The organism is Bacillus sp. FSL K6-2865 (assembly GCF_040311405.1).
Lineage (GTDB): Bacteria > Bacillota > Bacilli > Bacillales > Bacillaceae > Bacillus > Bacillus velezensis.
In genome coordinates, this window is the sequence record NZ_CP152036.1 from 3,597,158 (window position 1) to 3,621,032 (window position 23,875).

A 23,875-nucleotide genomic window follows, 5' to 3' on the forward strand; every position below is an offset into this window, starting at 1 on the left:
TTTCTCCTTTTTATTGCTTTTTATAGAAATTTACTATGTTTTCAGCGATGCTGTTTGAATCTATTTTATATGTTCCGCTCTCTATATCCGCTTTAAGCTGAGCGATTTTTTCCTGTCGTGTTTTAGTGACCGCATCTGACGCATTTTGAAGCTCTTTTGCATGAGAAGAAATTTCCACTTTGTCCTTCGGCTTTGCAGCCTCTTTTTGTACGGCTTGCTTTTCGTAATTTTTTTGGTATGGATTAACGGATTGTGTTCCGTACTGATTGATTTTCATAGGATTCCTCTCGCTTTCTGTTCGCAGTCTAATTCTTTTATCGACTGCGTTATCAGTTAGTTTAGGGAATCAGGTGTTTTTGGTATTATAGGCATAGTATGTGTCTTTTGTACTGTTTTCATCTTCGAATTCAGCGGCTGTTTTTTGGTTCATATGGTCTAATTGCGACTCAATATCTGTCTGACAGGACTTGCAAAATTTCCCCGTCCTGATTGGATTTCCGCACCTTTCGCAAGGATATGCCAAATTCGGAAGCTGGCTGATCTGAATTCTTTTTTGTTTGATAAACTTGAGGATCAGCTCTTCATCCACACCTGTTTCCTCAGTGATCTGCTGCATCGTCGACTGTCTGTTGATCTGCTTTCTCAAAAATTTATAGACGGTTTCAAATGCTTTTTCTTCTTCTTTAATACATGCCTGGCACACGGTCTGCAGGTTCGTTTTAAAAAATAAAGCATTGCATTTTGGACAATTCGCCAATTCACCCATCGTATTAACTCCTATTCCTTCTTTAATCTGCCTTATATTTCTATCAATTATATCGGCAGAAAAAAAGAATGATTTAGCTCCTGATTAAAGTAAAAGAGGAGACCGATGACGCTTTGCCCGCTGTCAGCAGGACTTCGGCGGCTTGGTGAAGTGTGGCGCCCGTCGTATAAATATCATCTATTAAAATGACGTTCATACCTTCGGCGGAGTTTTCGGCTGCTGAAAACTTTTTTTCTGCAGACAGCCTGTCTGTTTTGCTCTTTTTGGATTGTTTTTCGTTGTTCAGTCGGATGAGGGGGGAAATGACGGGCATTCCGAGCAGAGAGGCCAGCAGCTCGGATTGATTGAATCCGCGTTCCGCCAGCCGTTCGCCGCTCAGCGGAATAGGGATGAGAGTATGTGTATTTGATGGATATGCCGCTTTAAAGCCGGCAGCAAAGTCACGTTCAAATGCTTGAATGATTTTCGCATCACCCCTGAATTTAAAACGGGCCAATGAGTCCTTCATCGCATCATTATATAAATATACCGAACGGTTTTGCCGCAGCAAAAAACGCTTTTCCGTTTTTGATTCCCGGGCCGCACAATCAGCGCATTTTTCATTTGATTCCTGAGGCCTCCCGCATATACTGCATACGGGGCCTTCAATTTTTTCGAATTGGCTGCTGCATATGCTGCATATCTCTTGCTCGGGCGCCAGAGAAAACAGAGATCTCCAAGTCAATGAACTTGAAATTGGTGAGTCACACAATAAACAATTCAGAGATATTACGCTCCTTCCCGAGTTTCACAGAACTCGCTTGGATTAACCGAAACAATCGCCGCTGATTCAGCCAGAATGACAAGCAGCGCTGTATTTTTCTGTTTATCAACTATCTCTGCTTTTGCATAAGCAACTTTCTTTTTATCTGTAACATATGCCGGTTCAGCCCGGTTAAGTGAAAGTGCCAGTACATCATTTTTGCATACCCGGCATGTGCATTTCATATGAAGCTTAGGCATATGGCGGTCGAGAAGTTCCTTTAATATGATTTCTTTAGAATTGACAAGCATGCTGACAGCTCCTCATAGGAAAGTATGAGTATACTGTATCACGTTTTCTGAAATTAACTAGTCCAACAATTTACTTTTTTGTGCCAATTTGTTCATATGTTCTATATGTTTTTTTGCTTTTTTCATTCCGTTTGTAATTCCGAAATGAAACATGACGACATCACCGCTGAAATGTTTATAATGCCTTCCCGTTCTGCCCGCGATCTGTACGAGCGCGCTCTCGGTAAAGATAGGTGCTTCTGCGCCGAGGACACATGTCTGAACTTTGGGCACGGTAACCCCTCTTTCTAAAATCGTAGTCGTTACCAGCAGGTCAAGCCCGCCGTCTCTGAACCGTTTCACTTTATCCTTTCTGAATGTGTCTTCCGCATGAACGCCTTCTGCCCTTACATTTAATTTCTGAAAATAATCCGTTGTCTTTTTCAATACATGTACAGACGGAACGAATAAGAAAACCGGCAGCTGTGATTGAAGTTTTTGGCGGACCCAATCGGTTACAGAGCGAGGCAGTTTTCCTTTCTGAAGCTTCTTCTTCCAATTGCCGCACCACAAAAAACGCGGCTCCGGGAGGGGTTTCCGATGATATCTGGCCGGTATGCGGACGCTTTTCAGCAAACCGGCTTCAGCCTTCTTTTTTAATGTGTCTGAAGGAGTTGCCGTTACATAAACAAGGGCGCTGTTTTTCTTCCTCGCTTTATCAACAGCGAATCTTAATGTCTCATCGGCTGAAAAAGGAAACGCATCTACTTCATCTATTATCATGACATCAAAAATGTCTCGGTAGCGCATCAGCTGGTGAGCGGTTGAAATCATTAACGGAGTCAGACGGCCTTTGTCCTCGCTGCCGCCGTACAAAGCAGAAACTTCGACTTTCTCAAATGCTTTTTTCAATCTCGGCAGCAGTTCAAGTACGACATCTGTACGCGGAGTCGCGACACAGACGCGCAAACCGTGATTCAGAGCAAACTCGATACCCGGAAACAGCATCTCTGTTTTCCCCGATCCGCAAACCGCCCATACTAACAGCTCTTGTCTCTCTTTTATCGCATCTGTAAGCGCGGCGGCCGCCCGCTTCTGTCCGTCTGTCAGTGTTCCTTCCCAAGAAAGCTTTACAGGCTCCCAGCTGTTTTCATGGGCTTGATTCCAAGAATATAATGATGTCAGTTCATCAGCCCTTCCCATCACGACACAGGCACGGCAATAGGTAATCTGCCTTTTGGCAGAGGGCGCCCAAAATGCCGCAAAGCAGGCTTGATCAGACTGACCGCATCGTTGGCAGACGTAACGATTTTTCCGGCGGATGATTGACGGCTCGGCCGTTATATATTCTTTTTCTGTAAAACGCTTAATACGCTGGTCTGAAAACGGTATCTCAGATCTCAATAAATGCCGGCCGTAAAAGAAATCCCGCACCTCTGAAAATTCTGAAGCACCTTCGGACATCTCCCTGCCTCCTTTCTGCTCAAAGTATGTCTTGTCGGGAACCCACTTGTCGAATTGCGAAAATTAAAAAATAAAAAAATCTCCGCCCTTGAAAACGGAGATTTTCACTTAGTTTTTAAAGCACCAGCCGATTCCGATGGCGCCTTCGCCCAAATGGGTTCCGATCACGGCGCCGAAATAGCTGTTATAGAATTCGACATGAGGATATTTACCGCTTAACTCCTGTATAATAGCCGCCGCTTCTTCTTCCCTGTTTGCATGGATGACAGCGGCCCGCATCGGGATTCCTTTACTTGCATCCTCCCCAAACAGCTCAAAAATTCTCGAAATCGCTTTTTTGCGTGTCCGAATCTTCTCAAAAGGAACAATTACCTTATTGTCAAAATGAAGAATAGGCTTTACCTTTAACAGACCGCCGATAAAAGCCTGAGCACTGCTTAGACGCCCGCCCCGCTGGAGGTGTGATAAATCGTCCACCATAAAATACGCACGGACTGTTTTTTTCATTTCTTCCAGCTCTTTTATAATCTCTTCCGGTGAGTCAACACCGTCTTTAATGAGCTGTGCTGCCTTTAACGCATAAAACCCTTGTGCCAAACAGCTGATCTCTGAATCAAAGGGATAAACTTTAATATGATCAACCATAGTGTTTGCCGAGGCGGCGCTGTTATATGTTCCGCTGATTCCGCTGGACAAATGTATGCTTATGACTGCGTCATATGTTTTGCCCAGTTCTTCGTACAATGCGATTAATTCACCGAAAGAAGGCTGAGACGTAGTCGGCAGCTCATCATGATTTTTTACTTCTTTATAAAAACTTCTCCAGTCGAGTTCTGTTTCTTCGCGGAATGTTTTTTCACCGAAAACCACTTGGAGAGGAATCATATGAATATGATGTTCTTCTCTCATCTCTTTCGGAATATATGCTGTACTGTCTGTTACAACTGCAATCTTCATCACTTTACCTGCCTTATTAAGTACTTAATAAGTATTTTAATAGATATGCAGCTGTAAAAAAAGACTTGCCATAACAGGCAAGTCTTCTCACACATGACTAACGCATCTCTACCCAGCCGTTTTTAATGGCCACGACAACGGCTTGTGTCCGGTCATTAACGTTCATTTTCTGCAAAATATTACTCACGTGGTTTTTCACTGTTTTCTCACTGATAAACAATGATTCACCGATTCCGCGGTTGCTTTTTCCGTCTGCAAGCATTTGCAGCACTTCACATTCCCGTCTCGTTAATATATGTAATGGTCTCCGGATTTCCGGGTAAACCTCATGCTGAGGATGAGCAGAAACTCCGCTTGTCGCAAGACGGCGGAATTCGTTGACAAGATTGTGGGTTACTTTCGGGTGAAGGTAAGAACCGCCCTCGGCTACCACTTTCACTGCTTCGATTAAAGTATCTGCGTCCATCTCTTTCAGGAGATAGCCTCTTGCACCAGTTTTTAAAGCATGAGTCACATAGTTTTCATCATCATGGATGGAGAGGATAATCACCTTAGATTCAGGGTACAGCTCAACAAGCTGTTTAGTAGCCTCTACTCCATTTACATTCGGCATATTGATGTCCATTATGACAACATCGGGATGATAATGCTCGACGATTCGAGCCGCCTCATCTCCATCGTCACCTTCTGCTACCACTTCAAAGGTAGGTTCAAAATCCAATATTCTTTTTACACCCTCACGGAATAGTTGATGGTCGTCGATAATAACAATATTTACTTTAGTCACACGCTACGCCTCCTTATCCTATTGTTCTATATACGCCGCTGTTCGGTCAATATGTCTTTTGGCTCTATTTAACAAATTATAGGCCGAGAGATAACGGAACCTTAATCATGATAAATGTCCCAAGACCTATTTTAGAGTCTATCGTTATCGTTCCTTCAAGCAGATCTACTCTTTCTTTCATTCCCAGCAAGCCGAATGACTTGTTTTTCTTTTGTTTAGCATCCTTAATATCAAAGCCTTTTCCGTTGTCCTTAATGATGAGAACGACAAAATCAGCGGTTACTTCCACTTTTACTGTAATTTCCTCTGATTCTGAATGCTTGAGTGCATTTGTGACGGCTTCCTGAGCGAGACGGAAAAGCGCCACTTCAAATTGCGGGGCAAGCCTTTGGTTCTCTGTGTCTCCGATACACTGAAAATGTATTTTCACCTTTCCGTTGTATTCTTCAGTTGTATAAAGATATTTTCTCAGTGTCGGAATCAGCCCGAGATCGTCCAATGCCATCGGTCTTAAATCATATATAATCCTTCTGACTTCGTAAAGGGCATTCCGCACATTCTGCCGCAGATTTCTGATTTCCTGAAATCCGTCCTCCGTGCCGCGGTCGCGGAAGATCCGTTCAATTAATTCCGATCTCATCATGACATTTGCCAGCATTTGCGCGGGACCGTCATGAATTTCTCTGGAAACTCTTTTTCTTTCTTCCTCTTGGGCTTCAATGATTCTTAAACCGAAATCTTGTTTAGCCTGCGCATCGGCAAGAAGAAGCCCTACTTGGCGAAGGTCTTGATTCAGGTAATTCAGAACGACGGTTATTTGGCTGACCAATGATTCTGACCGTTCAATGATTTCCTGAAGCCCCAAAAGCCGGCGTTCTAAATCATCTCTGCGCTCCCGCAGCTGCTTTTCACGCTGTTGGATCATCGTCAGTTCCACTTGAAGTTTGTGCGCCTTTTCATAGGCGTTGCGAATTTCTTCTTCGCTGAACTTATGGAAATTTCTGCTTACTTCAGACAAGCGGTTTCGTGCGTGCCGCGTATGAACTTCAAGTTTGTCGCCCAGCTCAATGACTTCGTAGACCTGCTGTTTGATCTGTTTGAGTTCTTCAACCAGCTGCTCATATTGCTGGCGCGACTGCTCTCCGATTTGAAAAACCTCGTCCTTACTCCCGTCCACGGTTTTCAGCATTTTCATAAGTATAGAATCCAAAACTTTGGAGTCCATCTTCGATTTATTCATCTGTCTCCCTCCGTAACGGTGTTGTTATGTATTTTTATTATAAATGTAATTGAACTGCAATTTATGTCGAATTATAATGAAAGAATGCGTATATTCTAGAAAAAAACATTTTTATATAGTATCTTACTCTTTCATGATACCAAAATATGCGCAAAAATTCTAAAGTCTGTTCGAATTTGTAGAAACAAGTCTTTTAATGCTTGTCAGGAGGGTCCAGCAATCATGCTGCACAGCTATTTAACAGTTAAAGAAACGGGTGAACATGAGATTGTGATTGAAAAATCGCGTTTTATCTGTCACCTGAGCCGTGCTGCTTCTGAAGAGGAAGCGCAGGAATTTATACAAAAGATAAAAAAACAGCACTGGAATGCGACTCATAACTGCTCAGCTTATCTGATCGGCGAAACCGACCATATACAAAAGGCGAATGATGACGGAGAACCAAGCGGCACAGCCGGCGTCCCCATGCTGGAAGTGCTGAAAAAACGCGGTCTGAAAGATACCTGCGCGGTGGTTACCCGGTATTTCGGCGGAATAAAGCTCGGTGCAGGCGGATTGATTCGTGCATATGGGAAGTCAGTGTCTGAAGGCTTAAATCATATAGGAGTTACGGAGCGGAAGCTGATGCGTATTATGCATACATCAGCGGATTATACGTGGCTCGGCAAGATAGAGAACGAACTGAGAGAATCAGTTTTTTTACTGAAAGATATCCATTATGCGGATCATGTCGAATTTGAAACGTACGTTGAAGAAAAAGACAAAGAAGCGTTTCTAAAATGGATGACAGAACTGACGAACGGCAAGAGTAAGAATACAGAGGGAGAACTGACGTATTTAGAAACAGACGTCAGCCCTAAAGGAGACTAATGTAATGGCTGAACGTGTAAGAGTGCGTGTTCGAAAGAAAAAGAAAAGCAAACGAAAGATCATATTCAAACGGATTTTGCTGCTGCTTACCCTCGTTTTGTTAGTCGCTGCCGGGTTTGGCGGATACAAAGTATACAAAACGATCAATGCGGCAGATAATGCATATGATGCCCTTTCCCGCGGAGACAAATCAAAATTACGGGATAAAGTCATCAATATGAAGAAAAAACCGTTCTCCATTTTGTTTATGGGGATCGAAAATTATGCCACCAGCGGAAAAGGCGGACGATCAGATTCTCTTATTGTCGTTACCCTTGATCCGAGAAATAAAACAATGAAAATGCTGAGTATTCCGCGTGATACGCGGGTGACGCTTGCCGGCGACACAACCGGTAAAAAATCAAAAATCAATGCGGCTTTTGCTAAGGGCGGAGCGGATGAAACCGTCTCAACCGTCGAAGACTTATTAGGCATACCGATTGATAAGTATGTCACTGTCGACTTCAATGGCTTTAAGGATGTTATTGATGAAGTAGGCGGGGTCGATGTAAAAGTGCCGTTTGACTTCGACGAGATGAGTGACGTCAGTAAAAAGAAACGGATCTATTTCAAGAAAGGAAACATGCATTTGAACGGTGAGCAGGCTTTGGCTTACGCGCGGATGAGAAAACAGGATAAGCGCGGAGACTTCGGCCGGAATGACCGCCAAAAGCAAATCTTAAACGCACTGATCGACCAAATGTCCAGAGCTGGAAATATTGCTAAAATTGATAAAATCGCTGAAACAGCGAGCAATAACGTCCAAACGAATATCCGAATCACTGAAGGACTCGCTCTTCAGCAGATTTACAGCGGCTTTACCAGCAAAAAGGTTGATACACTGACCATAACAGGATCAGATTTATATTTAGGCGGAACCGCAACTACGCGCGGAACATATTATTTCCAGCCGGATCCAACCAATCTCGAAAAAATACGGCAGGAATTGCAGAAACATCTGGATTACCCGTCCGGAAACAGCACGGCATCCGATCCTGCTTCTGACAGCACCGGAACGGACAGTACGACTGATTCGACTTCCGACAGCACGGGAACAGGCGGTACGGCTGATTCGCCTTCCGGCAGCACAGGAACAAGCGGCACGACCGATTCAACCAGCGGTACTGCAGGTGAAAACGGTACGGGCAGCACACAGTCCGGCGGCACAACAGGCTATTAAGAGTAAACCCGATCCTTTGAGCAGGATCGGGTTTTTCTATATAATAAGAGAATAGCAAAAAAGCAGACCATTCGCATGATCTGCTCTTTTTAATTTTTCTTTACCAATCTCTTGTAAAACTTGGTAAATGGTTTAAATTGTTCATTTACTAACCCTGTGACCTCTGCTATGATTTGCATAAATACAATCAATACAAAAATAATAAACAGCGAAAGCCATATGGTCGCGCTTTTCAGCAGGATGGCACTGACGCTGAAAATAAAGCCGATTAAATAGATGATAATGACAGCCGTACGGTGTGACAGCCCGAAGGCCATCAGCCGGTGGTGTATATGTGACTTATCAGGCGCTGAGATCGGCTGTTTGTTTAAAATCCGCCTGATGACGGCGAATGTCGTATCAAAAATCGGCACGCCCAAAATGATGATCGGAATGATGATACTGAATAAAGTAACACTTTTATAAAGACCTAATAATGAGAGTACTGAGATGACGTATCCGAGAAAGAGCGATCCGGTATCTCCCATAAATATCTTTGCCGGATGAAAATTATAAAATAAAAATCCGAGTGTGCTTCCTATCACGACAAGTGAAAGTGACAGAATAAGGATTTTCCCTCCGGATAACGCCATAACGGCGATAGTGGAGAGTCCGATGACCGACAGGCCGGCAGCGAGTCCGTCCAAACCGTCAATCAGGTTCATCGCGTTCGTAATACCGACGATCCATAACACAGTCAGCGGGTAAGCGACCCATCCCAATTCTAAACGTTCCGTTAAAAACGGTACGGAGAAAAAGTCCATTTTCAGTCCCGTGCTCACAATCATAATGGCCACGGCCAGCTGGACGAAAAACTTTACCTTTGCGCTTAATTGGTATTTATCATCAAGGATTCCTAAAATAACAATAATAAACGCACCCACTGTAATGGCGGTCATTTTCGTTTCATTATATATGCCGGCCGCGAGAACACCCGCCGCTACGCCGATAAAGATGGCCAGGCCGCCCATACGGGGCATTATTTTATCATGTACTTTTCGGTTGCTGGGCTGGTCAACTGCACCTATTTTGATCGCAATTTTTTTTACGATAGGAGTTAGGATTAAAACCGTTAGCAGAGAGACAAAAAACGCAACAACTATGCGAAACATGCGTTCGTCAAGCATAAAGAAGTCTCCTTTGGAATTATATGAAGTCTTTTCTGATATTGAACCGTTCCTTCCATTATAATTCTTACTAGTTATTATAACAAGCATCATCAAAAAGAAACACGCAAATCAAAAAATGCGCTTTCCCTTTTAATGGGATTGCGCATTTTTCAATATACCCGTGCATTCGAGCATTCGGCCGAATAAAACATTCCAATCCCGTCTCCGGGCCAATTCACGGCGCAAAGCCTCATATGATCCGCTGCGGTCCGCTGCCAGAAGCGCGTCGCAGGCCGCGATGAAATCTGCGGGGTCACTGCCTTCAACGTATTCATAGACGAAAGGCCTTTTGATTTTTGACGTAGAAGAAAGGTTGCAGCCGACAACCGGTTTGCCGGCGGCTAAAAATTCAAAAAGCTTAAGCGGAAATACCGCGTCATTATAAGGTGAATTTTTATACGGCATGATGCCGATGTCGACAAGCTGCATATAGGACGGCACTTCATTCGGCGCGGCAGGTCCCGTCCAGATGACATTCGGACGCTCCAGAAGCGACTTGAAATCCGGATCGTCCTGAGCCGTGTTCGGGCCTACCAATAAAATCGTCCAGTCAGGCCTCACATCTGCCGTTTCCGCCATAAGCGCAAAATCGAGCTTCGGCTTGATTCCGCCGATAAAACCGAGAACCGTTCCGTTCCGTCCTCGTAAAATGTCTTCATCCGGCTGTTTATTTTCCCGTGAAAACAGGTCATATTCCACTCCGTTTTCAATGGTGAACACTTTCTGGTGCGGGTTCTCCAGCTTTTTTCCGACCTCCTGGTGCAGACAGTCAGATGTACACGTAATGGAATCGGCACGCTGAATGATTCTCATTTCCGCCTGTTTAATGATGTTTCTTCTAACATTTGACAGCACCCCGGACCGGCCGCTGATCGGAGCGGCCCACAGATCACTGCAATCATAAATCACTTCATCCCAAGGAAACAGATCTGCCAGAAGCGGAAAACCGGGGAAGGTGTACCATAAGCAGCAGCGGGCCCCTTCTCCTTCTTCCTTCAGCATGTTCACCAATGGTGAAAGCTTATGCCTGTAGCACATGTCTGTATACCTGCCGAATCGGAATGCTTTTTGCCTGAAGAGATCCTTTACCGCGAACTGCCGGATTCCCTCGGCGATCCCGGCCATTTGACCATCATTGGCTCGCGGAGACGGGCATACCCAAATGACGCTTTTCGTTTCTTTTTGCCGGGCGAGAAATTCAGCCAGCCGGTGCCGTCTGTATCTCAGCCGGTCATGCCCCCATTCCGCCGCTCCGACGATTACGTGAATAATCGGTTCCACCTTCATCACCCAGCTCCTCTGACGCCTACAGTCTTTTCATGACCGCGTTTTTCGCATATTGCATAAAACACCACGAAGCCTTGATAAAATGCAGGCGCTCAATTTCTCTATAAACAAACCACGTTTTTTTTGCGGCTTTCCACTTGTTGCTTGAAATCGAATTCTGCACAAGCCTGTATTCTGAAAGGCACTCATTCAGGCCGTAAGCCGTAAATCCCCTTTTCAGCAGGGAAAGCCATGTCGCTAAATCCTGCCGCGTTCTGATATCAGGCATTTGAATCTGCCCCGTCTGCTCTCTGTCAATCATGACCGTTAAACATCCGATAATCGTGTTTTTTAAAGCTTCATCATATGACAGGCTTTCAGGGGCTTGAATCGTTTTGTCCGTCGGCGTTCCGTCCTGCTCCATGACGCTGTAGCCCGTAAATGAAAAAGCGCAGGACCGCTCTGCCATAAACGCAAGCTGTTTTTGAAGCTTTTCCTTTTTCCATCTGTCATCGCTGTCCAGAAATGCGACATAACGGCCCTTGGCATGTTTAAGGGCTGTATTTCTGGCAGCTGCGGCTCCCCCGTTTTTATCTAAATAAACGACGCGGATCCGCTCATCCTTTTGTTCATATTGCCGTAAAATATCTCTCGTTCCGTCCGTTGAACAATCATCCGCGATAATCATTTCCCAATGCGGGTGGCTTTGATGTAAAACAGACTGAATCGTGTCTTCGATATATTCACTTGCATTATAAGACGGTGTAATGACAGATACGAAAGGTTTCCAGTTTGTCATGGTCACATCTCCATCGCAGATTTTTACAAGGACTCTCTAAAAAACTCAGGAATGACAATGAACATAAATGCAACTGCAATGCCGATGAAAACGCCCAGAACCGCTTTCCTTTTCGGCGGCATGCCTTCTCCCGCCGTTTCATTCATCGGCTCTGAATTGATGATGCCGGCCGCTTTCAGGTTCAGCTGCGTATTTTTCAATTCGTATAAAAATCGTTCCTTATCCACTTTGGCGTCCGCGCTGACGGTTTCTCCTTCAAGCGCAGCAATACTCTGCCGCACTACTTTTGCCCGTTTTTCAAACAGGTCCTGATCATTCTTCAGAAAAGTTTTTATGACGGCTTGAAACACCGATTCGGTCTCCTGTTTGTTTTGGCCGCTGTAGCTGACCGTGATCAATGAATCTGATTGTGTTTCGACAGTCAGTTTACTTTTCACGGCCGCTCTTTCTTCGTCTGTTTTATCAGGCAAAGCCTGCTTTAAAAAGGCATCGCTCGTCAAAAGGAGCGGGATTTCTTTTGTATTGTTATAAAGCGGATGATCATAATTTCCCGCGGCGATCGCGGCTTCTGATGTAAAACTGCTGCTCCCGCTGATTTTTGACGGCAATACATATCCCGCCGCCCCTAACACAACGGGCAGCGCAATGATCCAAATAATATTCTTTTTGATACGCCGGGTTATTCTTGTCAACATATCCTTCATCTCGCATCTCCCTGTTTTTCATAGTACGCCGTGACGGCAGGCTCCTTTTGTAAACGCCTCAATATATTGACCGCCGCGATCACGAGCGAGAGAAATACCCAGTGGAAAAATAAATTTGATACGGAGCTTGGGCTGATGCTGCTTACCAAAAAACCGGCCATCGCCGTGATAAGTCCTTCTGTGATCAGTCTTGACTGATTTTCCGATTTTCTTTCATGACATTTATAAAGTGTCCAAAAAAGGAACAAATAGACTGTCAGGTAACCGAGCATCGTAAGCACGCCGAAGTTCGCCATAATCTCGACGAGCCAGTTGTGCACCTCAACTACGCCGCCCGTATCATAAACGGGCTCCGCTTTTAAATAGTAAGAGACGTTTCCGGCACCCACTCCAAACCCCCAGGAATCAATCACATAGTGAAAGGCGTTTTTTAAAAGATTCGCCCTCGCGAGGTTGGAAGGAAGCGGTTGCTGTCCCGGCATCGCCTGCGGAGCTGAAAACAGATTCAAGACGGCGTTGGTGATACGGCCCGCAAATAAAACCGCAAACAGCGCTGCACCCGCTCCCGCTGCGTACAACGCGAGCTTTTTCAACAGGGAAGGCAGCAGAATGAAGACGTATACAGCCGCCCCCGCGCATATGCCCAGCAGACTCGCGCGCGAACCGGTCAAAATGATTAAATACAAAGCGCTGATCGCAAAGAGCAGGCTGACGGCCTTCACATAGCCGTTTTTCATATTTTTCACCGCCGCCGCATACAGAAAGAAACTGATGCACAAAAACGTCGCGAAATCATTTTGATTAAAGAAAACGGACGTCGGATAATGCTGTTTGTACTGCGGGCCGTTATAAAGCGTGGAGCTCGGCAGATGGTGGTGTGTAAAATGGTTGTAAAAGCCGATCGCCATCACAAAAATGGTCATCACAAGCCATATGCCGTAAAAAACCATCAGCTGATCAAAGCGCTGAATGAACATGACAATAAGATAAATCAGAAACATGCCCATTCCCATTAAAGCTAAATATTTAATCCCGTACGTCACGGATTTTGCCCACAATAACGATAGGAGACCGTATGTAAACCATAAGGCGAAAAACATCAGAACCCCTTTTACATTCACCCGATTCCATCTGTCAATATGATGACGGTTTGTCAGGATGCCGGCGACGTGAAGGGCGCCTGCTCCGATTAATAACAGCCGGTATATAAATAAGCTGAAAAATCCGAGATGGACCGCAAAGAAGGCCTGGTTTAAAAATGTACACGCGATCAGTATATAAATGAGCCCCATAAACATCTGACCGTTTGTTGTAAAGGCGGATAGCAAAGCAAGTCCGGCAAAGCCGATCATGGCGGCAAACAGCAGCACGGTGATTTTTCCGAAACCGGCATCCGCCCTGACCGCCTCCAGCATGATGAATCCTCCTGTAATGAGAGCGGCAAGCAGCACAAGAACATGTGCCGCTGAACGTTTGATACTCACATGGCAAACCCCTTTCCAAAACCGGCAGCCGAGCCGGGCTGCCGAGAGCCTGAAGACAAATCTTTTTCTATCTTGCCAGTTCTTTTATTTGCCGATCGGCATGAACCGCCGGACGTCCGACGGAATGATAAGTGAATCCTGAAACCCTCATATACTCCAGCGGAAACATATTTCTGCCGTCAATGATGACCGGCTGTTTGAGCAGCTGCTTCACTCTCTGAAGATCCATCTCCTTGACTTCCGGCCAATCTGTTGTAATCAGGCATGCGTCCGCGTTTTTGATGGCACTGTACAGCTCTGTGTGATATTCAATGCCGCCGTCTCCTAATATCGCTGACGCTTCGGGAATCGCGATCGGATCATACGCTTTCACGTGAGCGCCCTGCTCTTTAAGGCTTGTGATGATATCAAGAGCCGGGGCAGAGCGGACGTCATTTGTGTGCGGTTTAAAGGCCAGCCCCAGTACGGCCGCGGTTTTCCCTTTTAAGGGACCGATGGCGCGGTTCAATTTTTCCGTAATACGGACCCGCTGCTTCTCATTGGTTTCAATGACGGCTTCCATCATTTGAAACGGATAGCCGGCGGCGTTTGCGATATGCAATAAAGCCGTTGTATCCTTCGGAAAGCAGGATCCGCCGAATCCGATGCCCGCCTGGAGAAATTTATTCCCGATCCGGCTGTCAAGACCGACGCCTTCTGACACGTGGGAAATGTCCGCCCCGACACGTTCGCAAATATTGGCGATATCGTTAATAAAAGATATTTTGGCGGCTAAAAAAGCATTTGCGGCATACTTAATCATTTCCGCGCTTTCAAGATTGGTCTTTACGATCTTCGTACGGAACGGCTTATGAAGCTCTTCAATGACCGAAGCGGCATGTTCGCTTGTGGCGCCGATGACCGCCCGCTCCATCTGCATCGTATCCCGCACCGCCGAACCTTCGCGGAGGAATTCAGGATTTGACGCGACATCAAACGGATATTTTCCCTTTGACGCTTCGCTGACAATTTGGTAAACGAGCTTTCCTGTCCCGACCGGAACAGTGCTTTTGGTGACAATGATTTTGTATCCGTTCAGCTGTTCTCCGATTGTTTGCGCCGCTGCCTTAATGTAGGTCAGATCGGCTTCACCCGTCTTTGACATCGGCGTACCGACGGCGATATAGATGATATCAGCGGCTTTCACAGCCGGCTCGATTTCGGCTGTAAAGGATAACCGTCCGGTACTGACATTTTTTTCAGCTAATTCCTCAAGCCCCGGTTCATATATCGGGATGACTCCGTTTTTCAAGCTTCTGATTTTCGCTTCATTGATGTCACAGCAAGTCACATGATGGCCGATTTCCGCAAAACAAGTTCCAGATACAAGACCTACATACCCTGTTCCTAATACAGCGATTTTTTTCACAGCTTCATCCCTCTTTCGAAAGGTTCTCCTCTTGCCCGGCCCGGTTCATTACGGATCGGTATTTCTCTTTCAGCGCTTTCGCGTTTTGGCTTGCGTCAAAATACGTGCGGACGGTTTGATAAAGTTCCTCGGCTGTTTGCGGCGTCCAAGCCTCTCCTTCGTCATATTGCAGAATCGATTCTGCCAGCGTCTCAGGTGAACCCGGCTTGATCAGCAACCCCCGGTGTTTCCCGAATAAAGAAGCCAATCCTCCGACATCGGTGCAGATCACCGGCACCTTCAGAGCGAGCGCCTCAATGACCACAGTCGGCATGCCTTCGCTGTAGGACGGCAGCGCCATTACATCCGAAGCCAGCAGATAGTCCTGTACCTTGTCGTTCGGCACTTGCCCCGTGACGATATGAGCGGCTTCACGCAATGAAGATGCGGCGGGACCGTCACCGACAAAGACGGCTTCATATCTTTCATCCAATGATTGAACGGCTTTTGATAAGTCGAAAACACCTTTCTCTTTGACAAGCCTGCCGATGAACACGATCAGTTTTTTATCCGGAGGAAGGCCGAGGCGTTTTCTGACGGCTTCTTTCGTCTCGTTCCTTTTTCGAAAGGCGTCAAGCGTGATGCCGATCGGAAGCACGGTGCACTCCGCTTCGATAAGCTTTTTCATTTGTTCCCGCAGACTGCCGCTCACAGCGTAAATATCGGCTGCTTCCCGCACCGCAAATGTAAATGCGCGATGAGCGCTTTTGCTGTAATGCGGATAGACATTGACATCACTGCCATGCAAGGTCAGCACATACGGAATGCCTAAAGCCTTTGACACAATGGCGGCCGCTCCGCCTGACGGCATGGCGAAATGCGCGTGAATCAGATCGGGCTTCAGGCCATGATTTTTAATTTCGGAAAGAATGGATTCCGCCATTCTTTTATGCGGCTGCGCCCATTTCAGCTGCCCGGGAACCGCCTGATAAAACGGCCGGTGGACGGACACGCCTTTCCGCCATTCATGCGCCGGCCTGATATCCTTTTGCTGATACGTCTTTTTCAGCACCCGGAATGGCGCGGCGAGTTTCGGCCGCGGACAAATGACGGTCATCTCCGCGCCAAGCTTTCTCAGTTCTTGGGCCTGCGTCTCATGAAAAACGCCTTCTCCCGGCTTCTCACTGCTCGGATAGACACTTGTCATCCACAATACCTTCATAGCAAACGTCCTTTTCTTAATTTACTTTTCATATGCGGATAAGCTTTTCCTAACAGGAATAAATAACACAACGCGCCGCAGGCTACGGAGATCGCCAGCCGCAGCTTGACATCAAGGCTGATCCGCTCCGTGCCGAAGCTGGCTGTAAAGGCGATGACACCCATTGCCGCCGTAAGCACAAACGGTTTGGCCACGGCTTTGAAGTAAGCCGACAGCCGCAGCTTAATGACATATGCCAACAGCCAGCGCCCGATCAGGAAATTCAGGATGCTGATGAAAGCGTACGTCCAGGCTACCGTCAAGAGATTTCCGGACAGCACGGCGGCGTACAAAGATGCACCATACAGCAGCATCACCCCGGCGTCCCAATAAAACGCCAGATCGGCCCGCCCTTTTGCGAGCAGCACAGATCCGTTCGGATTCATCAGGACCCTTAAAATCCCGACGATGGCGAGAACGTTTAAAACCGGGACAGCCGCCAGCCATTTTTCTCCGAATACCGAAGCCACGAATGCATCCGACACTGAAACCAAACCGAGCAAAAGCGGAAAGGATATCAGCGCGAGTATTTTGGTCATATTGAGAAATCCTTCTCTGATAACGCTGTTTTCATGCTTGTTTTTCGCAAAGACGGGAAACGCGACTCTCGTAATGATCGGATTAATTTTTAATACCGGAAGCGTGACAATCTGGTAGGCCAGATTGTAAATGCCGAGCGCCTCAGCGCCGATAAAACTGCCGATCAGAATCATATCAATATTCGCTCCGAGCCGGTTCACAAGCCGGGAAGACAGCTGAAAGGCCCCGAAAGAAAAGAAGCCTTTCATTCCTTTCAGATCAAAAACCAACGCCGGTCTCCATGTTTTTCTGCAGGCCATCCAGTACAGAATCCCTTTCGACGATTGCAGCAGCACCTGAGAAATCACATAGGCGAGAATCGGGTCCGTATAAAAAACCGCGGCCGCCAAATACACGAAGGACAGCACATTTGAAAAGATTTCAATCTTGCTTAACGTGTTAAATGCCAGCGCTTTTTGCAGCATATACTGGTATTGCTGACCGATCGGCGCGATTAAAAACATAACGGCCAGCACGCGGATTAAATAGACAAGCTCCTCCCGCCGATAAAAATCGGCGATGAGCGGACTGCTGAAAAACAGCAGCGCAAACAGCGCAAGCCCCGTTATGATATTCAGCCAGTACAAGGAAGACATCTGTTTATCAGTCACATGATCTTTTTGAATGAGCGCGGCGCCAAAACCCATATCCAGCGCAATTTGGGCAAACACCACTACCGTTGTGATCATGCCGACAAGGCCGAATTCAGCCAGTGACATGACCCGCCCGAGCAGGGCGAATTGGACGATTTGAATGACCGTAATACACGCTGTCGAAATACTTGTCCATTTGGCGCCGCTCAAGATTTGATTTGTAATACTAGGCATCGTTTTCCCTACTTTTTTGTCTGCTGACCAGAATTTTTATCGCGCCCCGTCACCGGTCCAGATCACTTTGCACGTTTTGAGCATAATCTTCAGTTCCAATGAAAAGGTCAGGTTGCGGATATAATATAAGTCAAACATTAGTTTTTCCCTCGGTGTCATGTCATATCCCCCGTTGACCTGCGCCCAGCCGCTTAATCCCGGCTTAACGGCCAGCCGCTCCGTAAACCCCGGAATCTCAGCCTGAAACTGTTCCGTAAACACGGGACGCTCGGGACGCGGGCCGATCAGGCTCATTTCTCCCCGAAGCACATTTACCAGCTGCGGCAGCTCATCAATACGGGTCCTTCTGATAAAAGCGCCGACCTTTGTCACGCGGGGATCCTTTTTCAGCGCCCAGACCGCCCCCGATTTTTCAGCATCTATTTTCATAGAGCGGAGCTTATACAAATAAAACGGCTTCCCGTCTTTGCCTACCCGCTCCTGCTTATAAAAAGCAGGGCCGGGCGACTCCAAACGAATCAGTATGGAGAACAGGCCCATCACCGGGAGCGCCGCCAAGAGCCCCGCAAGCGCAAACACAATGTCCATGAATCGCTTAAAAGCCAAATAACGGGCCGTTCTTTCCGTAACGGCAGCGGAAGTCCCCTGCCGCACTGCATAGTTATTATTTACATTCATGCTTTTCTCTGCTCCCACTGACACACACCTCACGATTTGTTGGGATGTTTGATGACCTATGCCGTGAGTTTAGCAGATGGATGTTAATTGGAAGTAAAGGAAGCGTTAATGTTTATTAGAATGTTTCGATTATTGTTTTTTTATTGTAAATCTATTCATATCCATAAACGGCGGTTACTATAATTGAAAAGGATCACAACGAAAAAGCCTGCCGATCAATTTTGACCAGCAGGCTCGTACACAAATATATAAAAGTTTTACTTATAATAAGACACGATTCCATCATTGATGGCTGCAGCTGCCTTTTCCTTATAGGATGCTTGCTTTAATTTACTTGCATCAGACGGATTCGTAATAAAAGCCGTCTCTACTAATACACTAGGCATTTTGGAATACTTAATGACATAGAACGGAGCTGTTTTAACCTCTCTGTCTCTTGTTTTTAATGCATTAACAACCCTAGGCTGAATTTGTCCTGCCAGGCGTTTGCTTGCAGCGGCTTGATATGTCTCATCATAGTAGGTCTCAGTTCCGTTTGCAGAAGTTGCATCATTTGCATTGCCGTGAACGCTGATAAATAAATCCGCTCCTGCGGTTGCACCTTTATTTACCCTTTCCTGCAAGGAATAAAATGTATCATTAGACCTCGTCATGACCGGCAGAGCACCTGAAGCATTTAATTTTGTATTCAGCCTTTTAGCGATATCAAGATTGACGTCTTTTTCTAAAATGCCGTTACCTATAGAACCGGAATCTTTTCCTCCATGACCCGGATCAATTAAAATTGTTTTTCCTGCTGCCGGATTTTTCAGCTGGTTTGCAACATTTGAACTGACAGCCGGGGTATTCCCTATAATGGTAAAGCTGCTTAATTTTTTTCTCCCGATAAAGACTCTTGTTTCTTTTGAAAGATTGCTGCCGTTTGTCAGAATGATAGATTGTTTTTTCTTTGCAGCAAGAGCAGCACCCGCTATGGAGTCTGCATACCCGAAACCATTGCTGACGAATACATTGCCTGTCGGAAGATTTAATTGCTGAACTAGATTGGCCGCAAGTTCGTATCGATTGCTTCCGCTGATTCTTTTTGGAGAAGGGAGTTTTTTAAAGACAGAGGCATTTATGCTCCCGGTTCCCCCTGCTACAATAGAGCTTTTGATCCCCTTGCTTTTTATAGCTCCTGCTGTGGCACTGTTGATAGCTGTTTTATTCGTAAACAAAATTGGATATCCGTTCTTTGCGGCATATGGAATTGCAGCTATTGCGTCAGCATATAAAAATCCGTTTGCAATAACGGCTTTTGAGGCGGCAGGCATTTCCTTTGCTACTTTAGCTGCCGTATCATATCGGTTGCTTCCTGAAATTCTCTTAACACTGATGCCGAGCGCTTTGATTTGATTTGCTGTATTTGCTGACACAGCAGGCGTTCCGCCGACAATAATGACCGTTTTTGTTTTTAATTCTTTCAGACGGGTTTTCGTCTCTGATGACAAATTATCTTTGTTTGTGTAAAGCAGCGGCGCATTTTTCTGATATGCCATCGGGGCAGCAGATATAGCATCTGCATACGAACCTCCTCCGACGACAACAGCTGTACTCGCTGTTGAATACACCTGCTTGGAAAGCGCAGCAGCCGTACCGTACCTGTTGCTTCCCCCTACTCTTTTAACCGCGTTGTCAGCTAAGGCTGACGGGATAAATAAGATGAGTCCCAGCATAGAAATGATCAGGACTTTAAGATAAGAACGCAATTGCCTTCCTCCTGCTCTCGTTTATTTAATAGTCAGTCAATGTGGTGCCCGGATAATAAAATTTTAAAATTGAACTATATGAATCTCCCGAATCCGCTCTTGCCTTAGCGCCGTATTGGCTCATACCGATGCCGTGTCCATATCCCTTTCCGCTGATTGTAAAAGCAGAACTGTTTTGACTGACGGTCACATAAGTGCTTTTAAACACGGAGGCTCCGATCATCGTTCTCAGTTCAGTCACCGGCACAGTCATTGCAGATGTTTTATTTGCCTCGTAATTTCCATTGTTTTGTTTGACAGCGTAATTCACTTTCAAAGTTGCTGTTTTAGCCCGCTGTCCTTTAGTTGTTCCGCTGAATGTAAGATCTTCTATTTTTAAAATTTTAATGGCGGAAGCGCCCGTTTCCTTATTTTTCAGAATCCAATTTTTAATACCGCTCAGTTGAGCTGCATTTGTCTCATTCTTTGAAGCAAACCAAGAGGCCGGCTTATTTACATCAATTGAATCCGGATTGATTTGCTGCTTAGAAAGCGTCAGACTCCAGGCAGTTTGAGGATCTTTTGTGTCTTTTTTCGCAGTTAAATAAGGAACGCTTGAACCCCATACTTCGCCGCTTGATTCTGTATAACCGCCATTACTCGATGAATAAGCCGCCGTAATTAAATTCCCTTTGTAAGTCAGCACCTTATTTTTTGTCTGCTGCACCGCTTTCGTTGTATTGGCATTCCAGCTGTACCCGCCATATACTTGAAAAGCAGTAGTATCAGCAACAGTGCTCCCGGTCTTCGTAATTGAGTATGTTCTTGCCGCAACCGTTTGCGCCTTCAGCGCTTCAAGAGACCAGCTTGCAGGCATTTCATTCGGTACGACACCTTTTAAATAATCTTCAAAAGGAATGTTTTCATTTACAGGTCTGATATATTTGCCTGACTCTATTGAAAAATTAACCGTCCCCAAGTATTCTTTTCCATTCAAACTGATCCGGTTGGATTCATTGTACGTTTCCGGTTTTATTCTCAATGAATTCCCATATGTTTTAATATGATTAAGATTTAACTTTCCATTATTGATTTGTAAGTTGTATGTGCTTCCGCCGGCTAAGTAAAAATGGTTTGAAAGCTCATTTTCAACCCCGGCGGAAATGGAGCTTGTACTTCCGATAAAGTCGTATGCATACGACGCCTTCTCTTTTGTCACTGATTTAGCTGCTGAAGGAACATCATCTTGTTTGATATATAATATTTGGCTGTTTTTTTTGGCGGCTAAAGAAGCGCCAACCAGGACATCAGCATATTTCGTTCCATTAGTCATGACGACTTTATCAGCCTTCAACTTTAGCTGATTAATGATATTAGCAGTCAATTCATACCGTGTTGATCCGGGTATTCGCTGCACATTTGAAGTTTTTTTAATTTGATTTTCTACAGCATCACTCACGCTGAACGAACTCCCGATAATTATGACTTGCTTCGGAAGATCATAATCCGGCAATTTATCCTTTTCAGTCAGTAAAATGGGATAGCCGTTTGCAGCGGCATACGGAGCAATGGCTAAAGCGTCTTGAAAAACATTACCTGTTACAACAATTGCTTTATCGTAATTTCCCATTTGTTTTGCAATGTTTTCAGATAGAACATAACGGTTTTTCCCGCTGATTCTTTTCACAGCTCCATAAGACTTAAGCTTATTTTCAACGTCCTTTGAAATACTTTTAGCCCCGCCGATGACCAGAATATTATCGGGATTGAACTTAGCAATCTGTTTTTCTGTTGTTTTTGTCAAAGTGTCCGGCTGTGTAAATAACACCGGCGCATCCAATTTTTTTGCCAGAGGAATTACTGGTAATGCATCGATAAAAACATCACGATTGACGAGAATAACGGTTTTAGGATTCGTCCATTGGGAGTCAGATGCAAGAGCCGCCGTCTCATATCGGGATGCCCCCGAAAAGCGGTTGGTTACAGACACATGATCACCGGTAACCTGATAAAAACCGGTTGGAGATAAAGAAATGCTTGATTGATTTCCTATGTAATTTGTCAGCTTAACAGATATATTTGAATCTGCCGCAAAGGAAACCGCCGGTATAAGCAATATAACAACAGCTAGAGTCAGTCCTATTAAATGTTTGCAAGTTTTCAAGATTACAGCGTCCCCCTGTTCATTAATTTGCCGGTTCGATATCCTTCAGCATAAGCTGTCCCTTGCTATTTTTTTGATATTTTACTGTCACTTTGTCGCCATTATCCAAATTCTTAACATCGTCGGCTGATTCTTCAGTGATATCAAAACTTACCGGTTCATGATCCACAGTGACTTCTATTGTATGAGTATCCGCCAGTCCTACATAAGTGCCCTCTTTCGTTACCAGCTTTTCACCCGCATCCTCGCCCTGAGATTTTTCATTATTAACTCCGCACCCGGCGAGAAGCAGTATAAAGAACAAACATCCAAAAATTTTTTTCATTTTTTTCACCTCATTATGGATTATCGACAATATATTATCTATTTTAAAGAAAAATTAAGAAACATTGAAACTTTTTTCGATAACATTCGACTATATTAGGATTTATTGTATTCTATTATTAAATATTGCATTTACTGGGAGTTAAATTTCCAATTTAAAACAGATGGGGTGTATTGAGATGAGAAGTAAACGAAGAAAAAAGAAAAAGACTTTGTTACTGGTCTTTCTGACAATCATCGGCATTTTTATTTTAGTTTCCGGCGGCTTTACATACTACCTATGGCATAAAGCGGCATCAACCGTCGCAAGCATCCACGAAGACATTAACAAATCGAATAAACGCAGGACTGAGGTGAAAATAAATAAACACGAACCGTTCTCTGTCTTGATCATGGGAGTAGACGAACGTAAAAATGATAAAGGAAGGGCCGACTCGCTCATTTACCTTACAGTCAATCCAAAGACAAAAACAACGGAAATGGTCAGTATTCCGCGTGACACTTATACAAAAATTATAGGCAAGGGCACGATGGATAAAATCAATCATTCATATGCATTTGGCGGTACGCAAATGGCAGTAGATACTGTGGAGAATTTCTTGAACCTGCCTGTAGATTATTTCATTAAAGTAAACATGGAAAGCTTTAAAGATGTCGTTGACACTTTAGGAGGCATCACTGTCAACAGTACATTCGCTTTCAACTATGACGGTTATTCCTTCAGCAAAGGCAATATTTCATTAAACGGTGATGAAGCCCTCGCTTACTCACGAATGAGAAAAGAAGATCCTAAAGGGGATTTCGGGCGCCAAGACAGACAGCGGCAGATTATAGAGGGTATTATCAATAAAGGGGCAAGTATCTCTTCTGTCACGAAATTCGGAGATATGTTTAAAGTAGTAGAGAACAATGTAAAAACGAATTTAACCTTTGATGATATGTGGGATATTCAATCCGGCTATAAAGATGCCCGCAAGAAAGTGATTCAGCATGAGCTGAAGGGTGACGGCACCAAAATCAACGGAATTTACTATTATAAAGCAGATGAAAACGGTCTTGCTTCCATTACTAAAGAATTGAGAAGCAGCCTCAACCTTTAAACTAATGCAGAAAAAGCAGCTTCGCATACTTT

23 protein-coding genes are annotated in these 23,875 nt (G+C 45.1%); 3 read left to right on the forward strand and 20 right to left on the reverse strand.

Annotated elements, in window-relative coordinates:
• Positions 1-10: 10 nt before the first annotated feature.
• The 8 genes from flgM to degS all read right to left on the reverse strand — a co-directional run bounded on the left by flgM (position 11) and on the right by degS (position 6,246).
• Positions 11-277 (reverse strand): flagellar biosynthesis anti-sigma factor FlgM, encoded by a 267-nt coding sequence (gene flgM / locus NYE42_RS17705; RefSeq protein WP_003151393.1) that lies wholly within the window; start codon positions 275-277, stop codon positions 11-13.
• Between the two features lie 69 nt (positions 278-346).
• A complete protein-coding gene (locus tag NYE42_RS17710; protein WP_251257246.1) occupies positions 347-766 on the reverse strand; it encodes a TIGR03826 family flagellar region protein in 420 nt (139 codons plus the stop codon).
• A 73-nt stretch (positions 767-839) separates the two neighbouring features.
• Entirely contained in the window at positions 840-1,529 is a 690-nt protein-coding gene (locus NYE42_RS17715) for a phosphoribosyltransferase family protein (protein WP_197061611.1), read from the reverse strand.
• 5 nt (positions 1,530-1,534) lie between these two features.
• Positions 1,535-1,819: a competence protein ComFB gene (locus NYE42_RS17720; RefSeq protein WP_003151389.1), complete on the reverse strand. Its 285-nt coding sequence runs from the start codon at positions 1,817-1,819 to the stop codon at positions 1,535-1,537.
• Between the two features lie 57 nt (positions 1,820-1,876).
• The gene (locus NYE42_RS17725; RefSeq protein ID WP_352426618.1) at positions 1,877-3,262 is read right to left on the reverse strand and encodes a DEAD/DEAH box helicase; all 1,386 of its coding nucleotides are present in this window, start codon (positions 3,260-3,262) and stop codon (positions 1,877-1,879) included.
• 108 nt (positions 3,263-3,370) lie between these two features.
• Positions 3,371-4,219: a DegV family protein gene (locus NYE42_RS17730; protein WP_007407483.1), complete on the reverse strand. Its 849-nt coding sequence runs from the start codon at positions 4,217-4,219 to the stop codon at positions 3,371-3,373.
• A 97-nt stretch (positions 4,220-4,316) separates the two neighbouring features.
• A complete protein-coding gene (gene degU / locus NYE42_RS17735; RefSeq protein ID WP_003219701.1) occupies positions 4,317-5,006 on the reverse strand; it encodes a two-component system response regulator DegU in 690 nt (229 codons plus the stop codon).
• A 76-nt stretch (positions 5,007-5,082) separates the two neighbouring features.
• Entirely contained in the window at positions 5,083-6,246 is a 1,164-nt protein-coding gene (degS, locus tag NYE42_RS17740; protein ID WP_007407484.1) for a two-component sensor histidine kinase DegS, read from the reverse strand.
• Positions 6,247-6,468: 222 nt separating this feature from the next.
• Here degS and NYE42_RS17745 point away from each other — a divergent pair, with 222 nt between their 5' ends.
• Both NYE42_RS17745 and NYE42_RS17750 read left to right on the forward strand, forming a co-directional pair.
• On the forward strand, positions 6,469-7,116 hold the full coding sequence (locus NYE42_RS17745; protein ID WP_003151384.1) for a YigZ family protein: 648 nt from the start codon (positions 6,469-6,471) through the stop codon (positions 7,114-7,116).
• 4 nt (positions 7,117-7,120) lie between these two features.
• Positions 7,121-8,335 (forward strand): LCP family protein, encoded by a 1,215-nt coding sequence (locus NYE42_RS17750; RefSeq protein WP_015418337.1) that lies wholly within the window; start codon positions 7,121-7,123, stop codon positions 8,333-8,335.
• Between the two features lie 89 nt (positions 8,336-8,424).
• Here the strand turns inward: NYE42_RS17750 and NYE42_RS17755 are convergent, their stop codons facing one another.
• The 12 genes from NYE42_RS17755 to NYE42_RS17810 all read right to left on the reverse strand — a co-directional run bounded on the left by NYE42_RS17755 (position 8,425) and on the right by NYE42_RS17810 (position 22,744).
• Positions 8,425-9,501, reverse strand: a complete 1,077-nt coding sequence (locus NYE42_RS17755; RefSeq protein WP_003151382.1) for an MraY family glycosyltransferase — start codon at positions 9,499-9,501, stop codon at positions 8,425-8,427.
• 132 nt (positions 9,502-9,633) lie between these two features.
• The gene (locus NYE42_RS17760) at positions 9,634-10,830 is read right to left on the reverse strand and encodes a glycosyltransferase (RefSeq protein ID WP_251257244.1); all 1,197 of its coding nucleotides are present in this window, start codon (positions 10,828-10,830) and stop codon (positions 9,634-9,636) included.
• 19 nt (positions 10,831-10,849) lie between these two features.
• Positions 10,850-11,608, reverse strand: coding sequence for a glycosyltransferase family 2 protein (locus NYE42_RS17765; RefSeq protein WP_045209026.1), 759 nt, complete (start codon positions 11,606-11,608; stop codon positions 10,850-10,852).
• A gap of 23 nt (positions 11,609-11,631) precedes the next feature.
• Positions 11,632-12,312 carry a hypothetical protein gene (locus NYE42_RS17770; protein ID WP_144665045.1) on the reverse strand — a complete coding sequence of 227 codons (681 nt, stop codon included), beginning with the start codon at positions 12,310-12,312 and terminating at the stop codon, positions 11,632-11,634.
• Positions 12,309-13,796 (reverse strand): O-antigen ligase family protein, encoded by a 1,488-nt coding sequence (locus tag NYE42_RS17775; protein ID WP_032867086.1) that lies wholly within the window; start codon positions 13,794-13,796, stop codon positions 12,309-12,311. The genes NYE42_RS17770 and NYE42_RS17775 overlap by 4 nt, the downstream gene beginning before the upstream one ends.
• 67 nt (positions 13,797-13,863) lie before the next feature.
• Complete coding sequence (locus NYE42_RS17780; protein ID WP_251257242.1) at positions 13,864-15,204, reverse strand: UDP-glucose/GDP-mannose dehydrogenase family protein; 1,341 nt, start codon at positions 15,202-15,204, stop codon at positions 13,864-13,866.
• Between the two features lie 4 nt (positions 15,205-15,208).
• The gene (locus NYE42_RS17785; RefSeq protein ID WP_251257241.1) at positions 15,209-16,405 is read right to left on the reverse strand and encodes a glycosyltransferase family 4 protein; all 1,197 of its coding nucleotides are present in this window, start codon (positions 16,403-16,405) and stop codon (positions 15,209-15,211) included.
• Entirely contained in the window at positions 16,402-17,850 is a 1,449-nt protein-coding gene (locus tag NYE42_RS17790; protein ID WP_032867093.1) for an MOP flippase family protein, read from the reverse strand. The genes NYE42_RS17785 and NYE42_RS17790 overlap by 4 nt, the downstream gene beginning before the upstream one ends.
• A 36-nt stretch (positions 17,851-17,886) precedes the next feature.
• Positions 17,887-18,546: an exopolysaccharide biosynthesis polyprenyl glycosylphosphotransferase gene (locus NYE42_RS17795; RefSeq protein ID WP_003151373.1), complete on the reverse strand. Its 660-nt coding sequence runs from the start codon at positions 18,544-18,546 to the stop codon at positions 17,887-17,889.
• A 239-nt stretch (positions 18,547-18,785) separates the two neighbouring features.
• Entirely contained in the window at positions 18,786-20,276 is a 1,491-nt protein-coding gene (locus NYE42_RS17800; protein ID WP_053574018.1) for an N-acetylmuramoyl-L-alanine amidase, read from the reverse strand.
• A gap of 25 nt (positions 20,277-20,301) precedes the next feature.
• Positions 20,302-22,419, reverse strand: a complete 2,118-nt coding sequence (locus tag NYE42_RS17805) for a SpoIID/LytB domain-containing protein (RefSeq protein ID WP_053574019.1) — start codon at positions 22,417-22,419, stop codon at positions 20,302-20,304.
• Positions 22,420-22,441: 22 nt separating this feature from the next.
• Positions 22,442-22,744 carry a membrane protein gene (locus NYE42_RS17810; RefSeq protein ID WP_017418804.1) on the reverse strand — a complete coding sequence of 101 codons (303 nt, stop codon included), beginning with the start codon at positions 22,742-22,744 and terminating at the stop codon, positions 22,442-22,444.
• Between the two features lie 178 nt (positions 22,745-22,922).
• Here NYE42_RS17810 and NYE42_RS17815 point away from each other — a divergent pair, with 178 nt between their 5' ends.
• Positions 22,923-23,843 carry a LytR family transcriptional regulator gene (locus NYE42_RS17815; RefSeq protein WP_251257239.1) on the forward strand — a complete coding sequence of 307 codons (921 nt, stop codon included), beginning with the start codon at positions 22,923-22,925 and terminating at the stop codon, positions 23,841-23,843.
• Positions 23,844-23,875 lie beyond the last annotated feature (32 nt).

Coding starts and splice junctions, on each gene's coding strand:
- NYE42_RS17815 (WP_251257239.1), top strand. CDS start 22,923: ATGAGAAGTAAACGAAGAAAAAAGAAAAAGACTTTGTTACTGGTCTTT.
- flgM (WP_003151393.1), bottom strand. CDS start 277: ATGAAAATCAATCAGTACGGAACACAATCCGTTAATCCATACCAAAAA.
- NYE42_RS17785 (WP_251257241.1), bottom strand. CDS start 16,405: ATGAAGGTATTGTGGATGACAAGTGTCTATCCGAGCAGTGAGAAGCCG.
- NYE42_RS17750 (WP_015418337.1), top strand. CDS start 7,121: ATGGCTGAACGTGTAAGAGTGCGTGTTCGAAAGAAAAAGAAAAGCAAA.
- NYE42_RS17730 (WP_007407483.1), bottom strand. CDS start 4,219: ATGAAGATTGCAGTTGTAACAGACAGTACAGCATATATTCCGAAAGAG.
- NYE42_RS17725 (WP_352426618.1), bottom strand. CDS start 3,262: ATGTCCGAAGGTGCTTCAGAATTTTCAGAGGTGCGGGATTTCTTTTAC.
- NYE42_RS17760 (WP_251257244.1), bottom strand. CDS start 10,830: ATGAAGGTGGAACCGATTATTCACGTAATCGTCGGAGCGGCGGAATGG.
- NYE42_RS17745 (WP_003151384.1), top strand. CDS start 6,469: ATGCTGCACAGCTATTTAACAGTTAAAGAAACGGGTGAACATGAGATT.
- NYE42_RS17720 (WP_003151389.1), bottom strand. CDS start 1,819: ATGCTTGTCAATTCTAAAGAAATCATATTAAAGGAACTTCTCGACCGC.
- NYE42_RS17755 (WP_003151382.1), bottom strand. CDS start 9,501: ATGCTTGACGAACGCATGTTTCGCATAGTTGTTGCGTTTTTTGTCTCT.
- NYE42_RS17710 (WP_251257246.1), bottom strand. CDS start 766: ATGGGTGAATTGGCGAATTGTCCAAAATGCAATGCTTTATTTTTTAAA.
- NYE42_RS17770 (WP_144665045.1), bottom strand. CDS start 12,312: ATGAAGGATATGTTGACAAGAATAACCCGGCGTATCAAAAAGAATATT.
- NYE42_RS17810 (WP_017418804.1), bottom strand. CDS start 22,744: ATGAAAAAAATTTTTGGATGTTTGTTCTTTATACTGCTTCTCGCCGGG.
- NYE42_RS17790 (WP_032867093.1), bottom strand. CDS start 17,850: ATGCCTAGTATTACAAATCAAATCTTGAGCGGCGCCAAATGGACAAGT.
- degS (WP_007407484.1), bottom strand. CDS start 6,246: ATGAATAAATCGAAGATGGACTCCAAAGTTTTGGATTCTATACTTATG.
- NYE42_RS17765 (WP_045209026.1), bottom strand. CDS start 11,608: ATGACAAACTGGAAACCTTTCGTATCTGTCATTACACCGTCTTATAAT.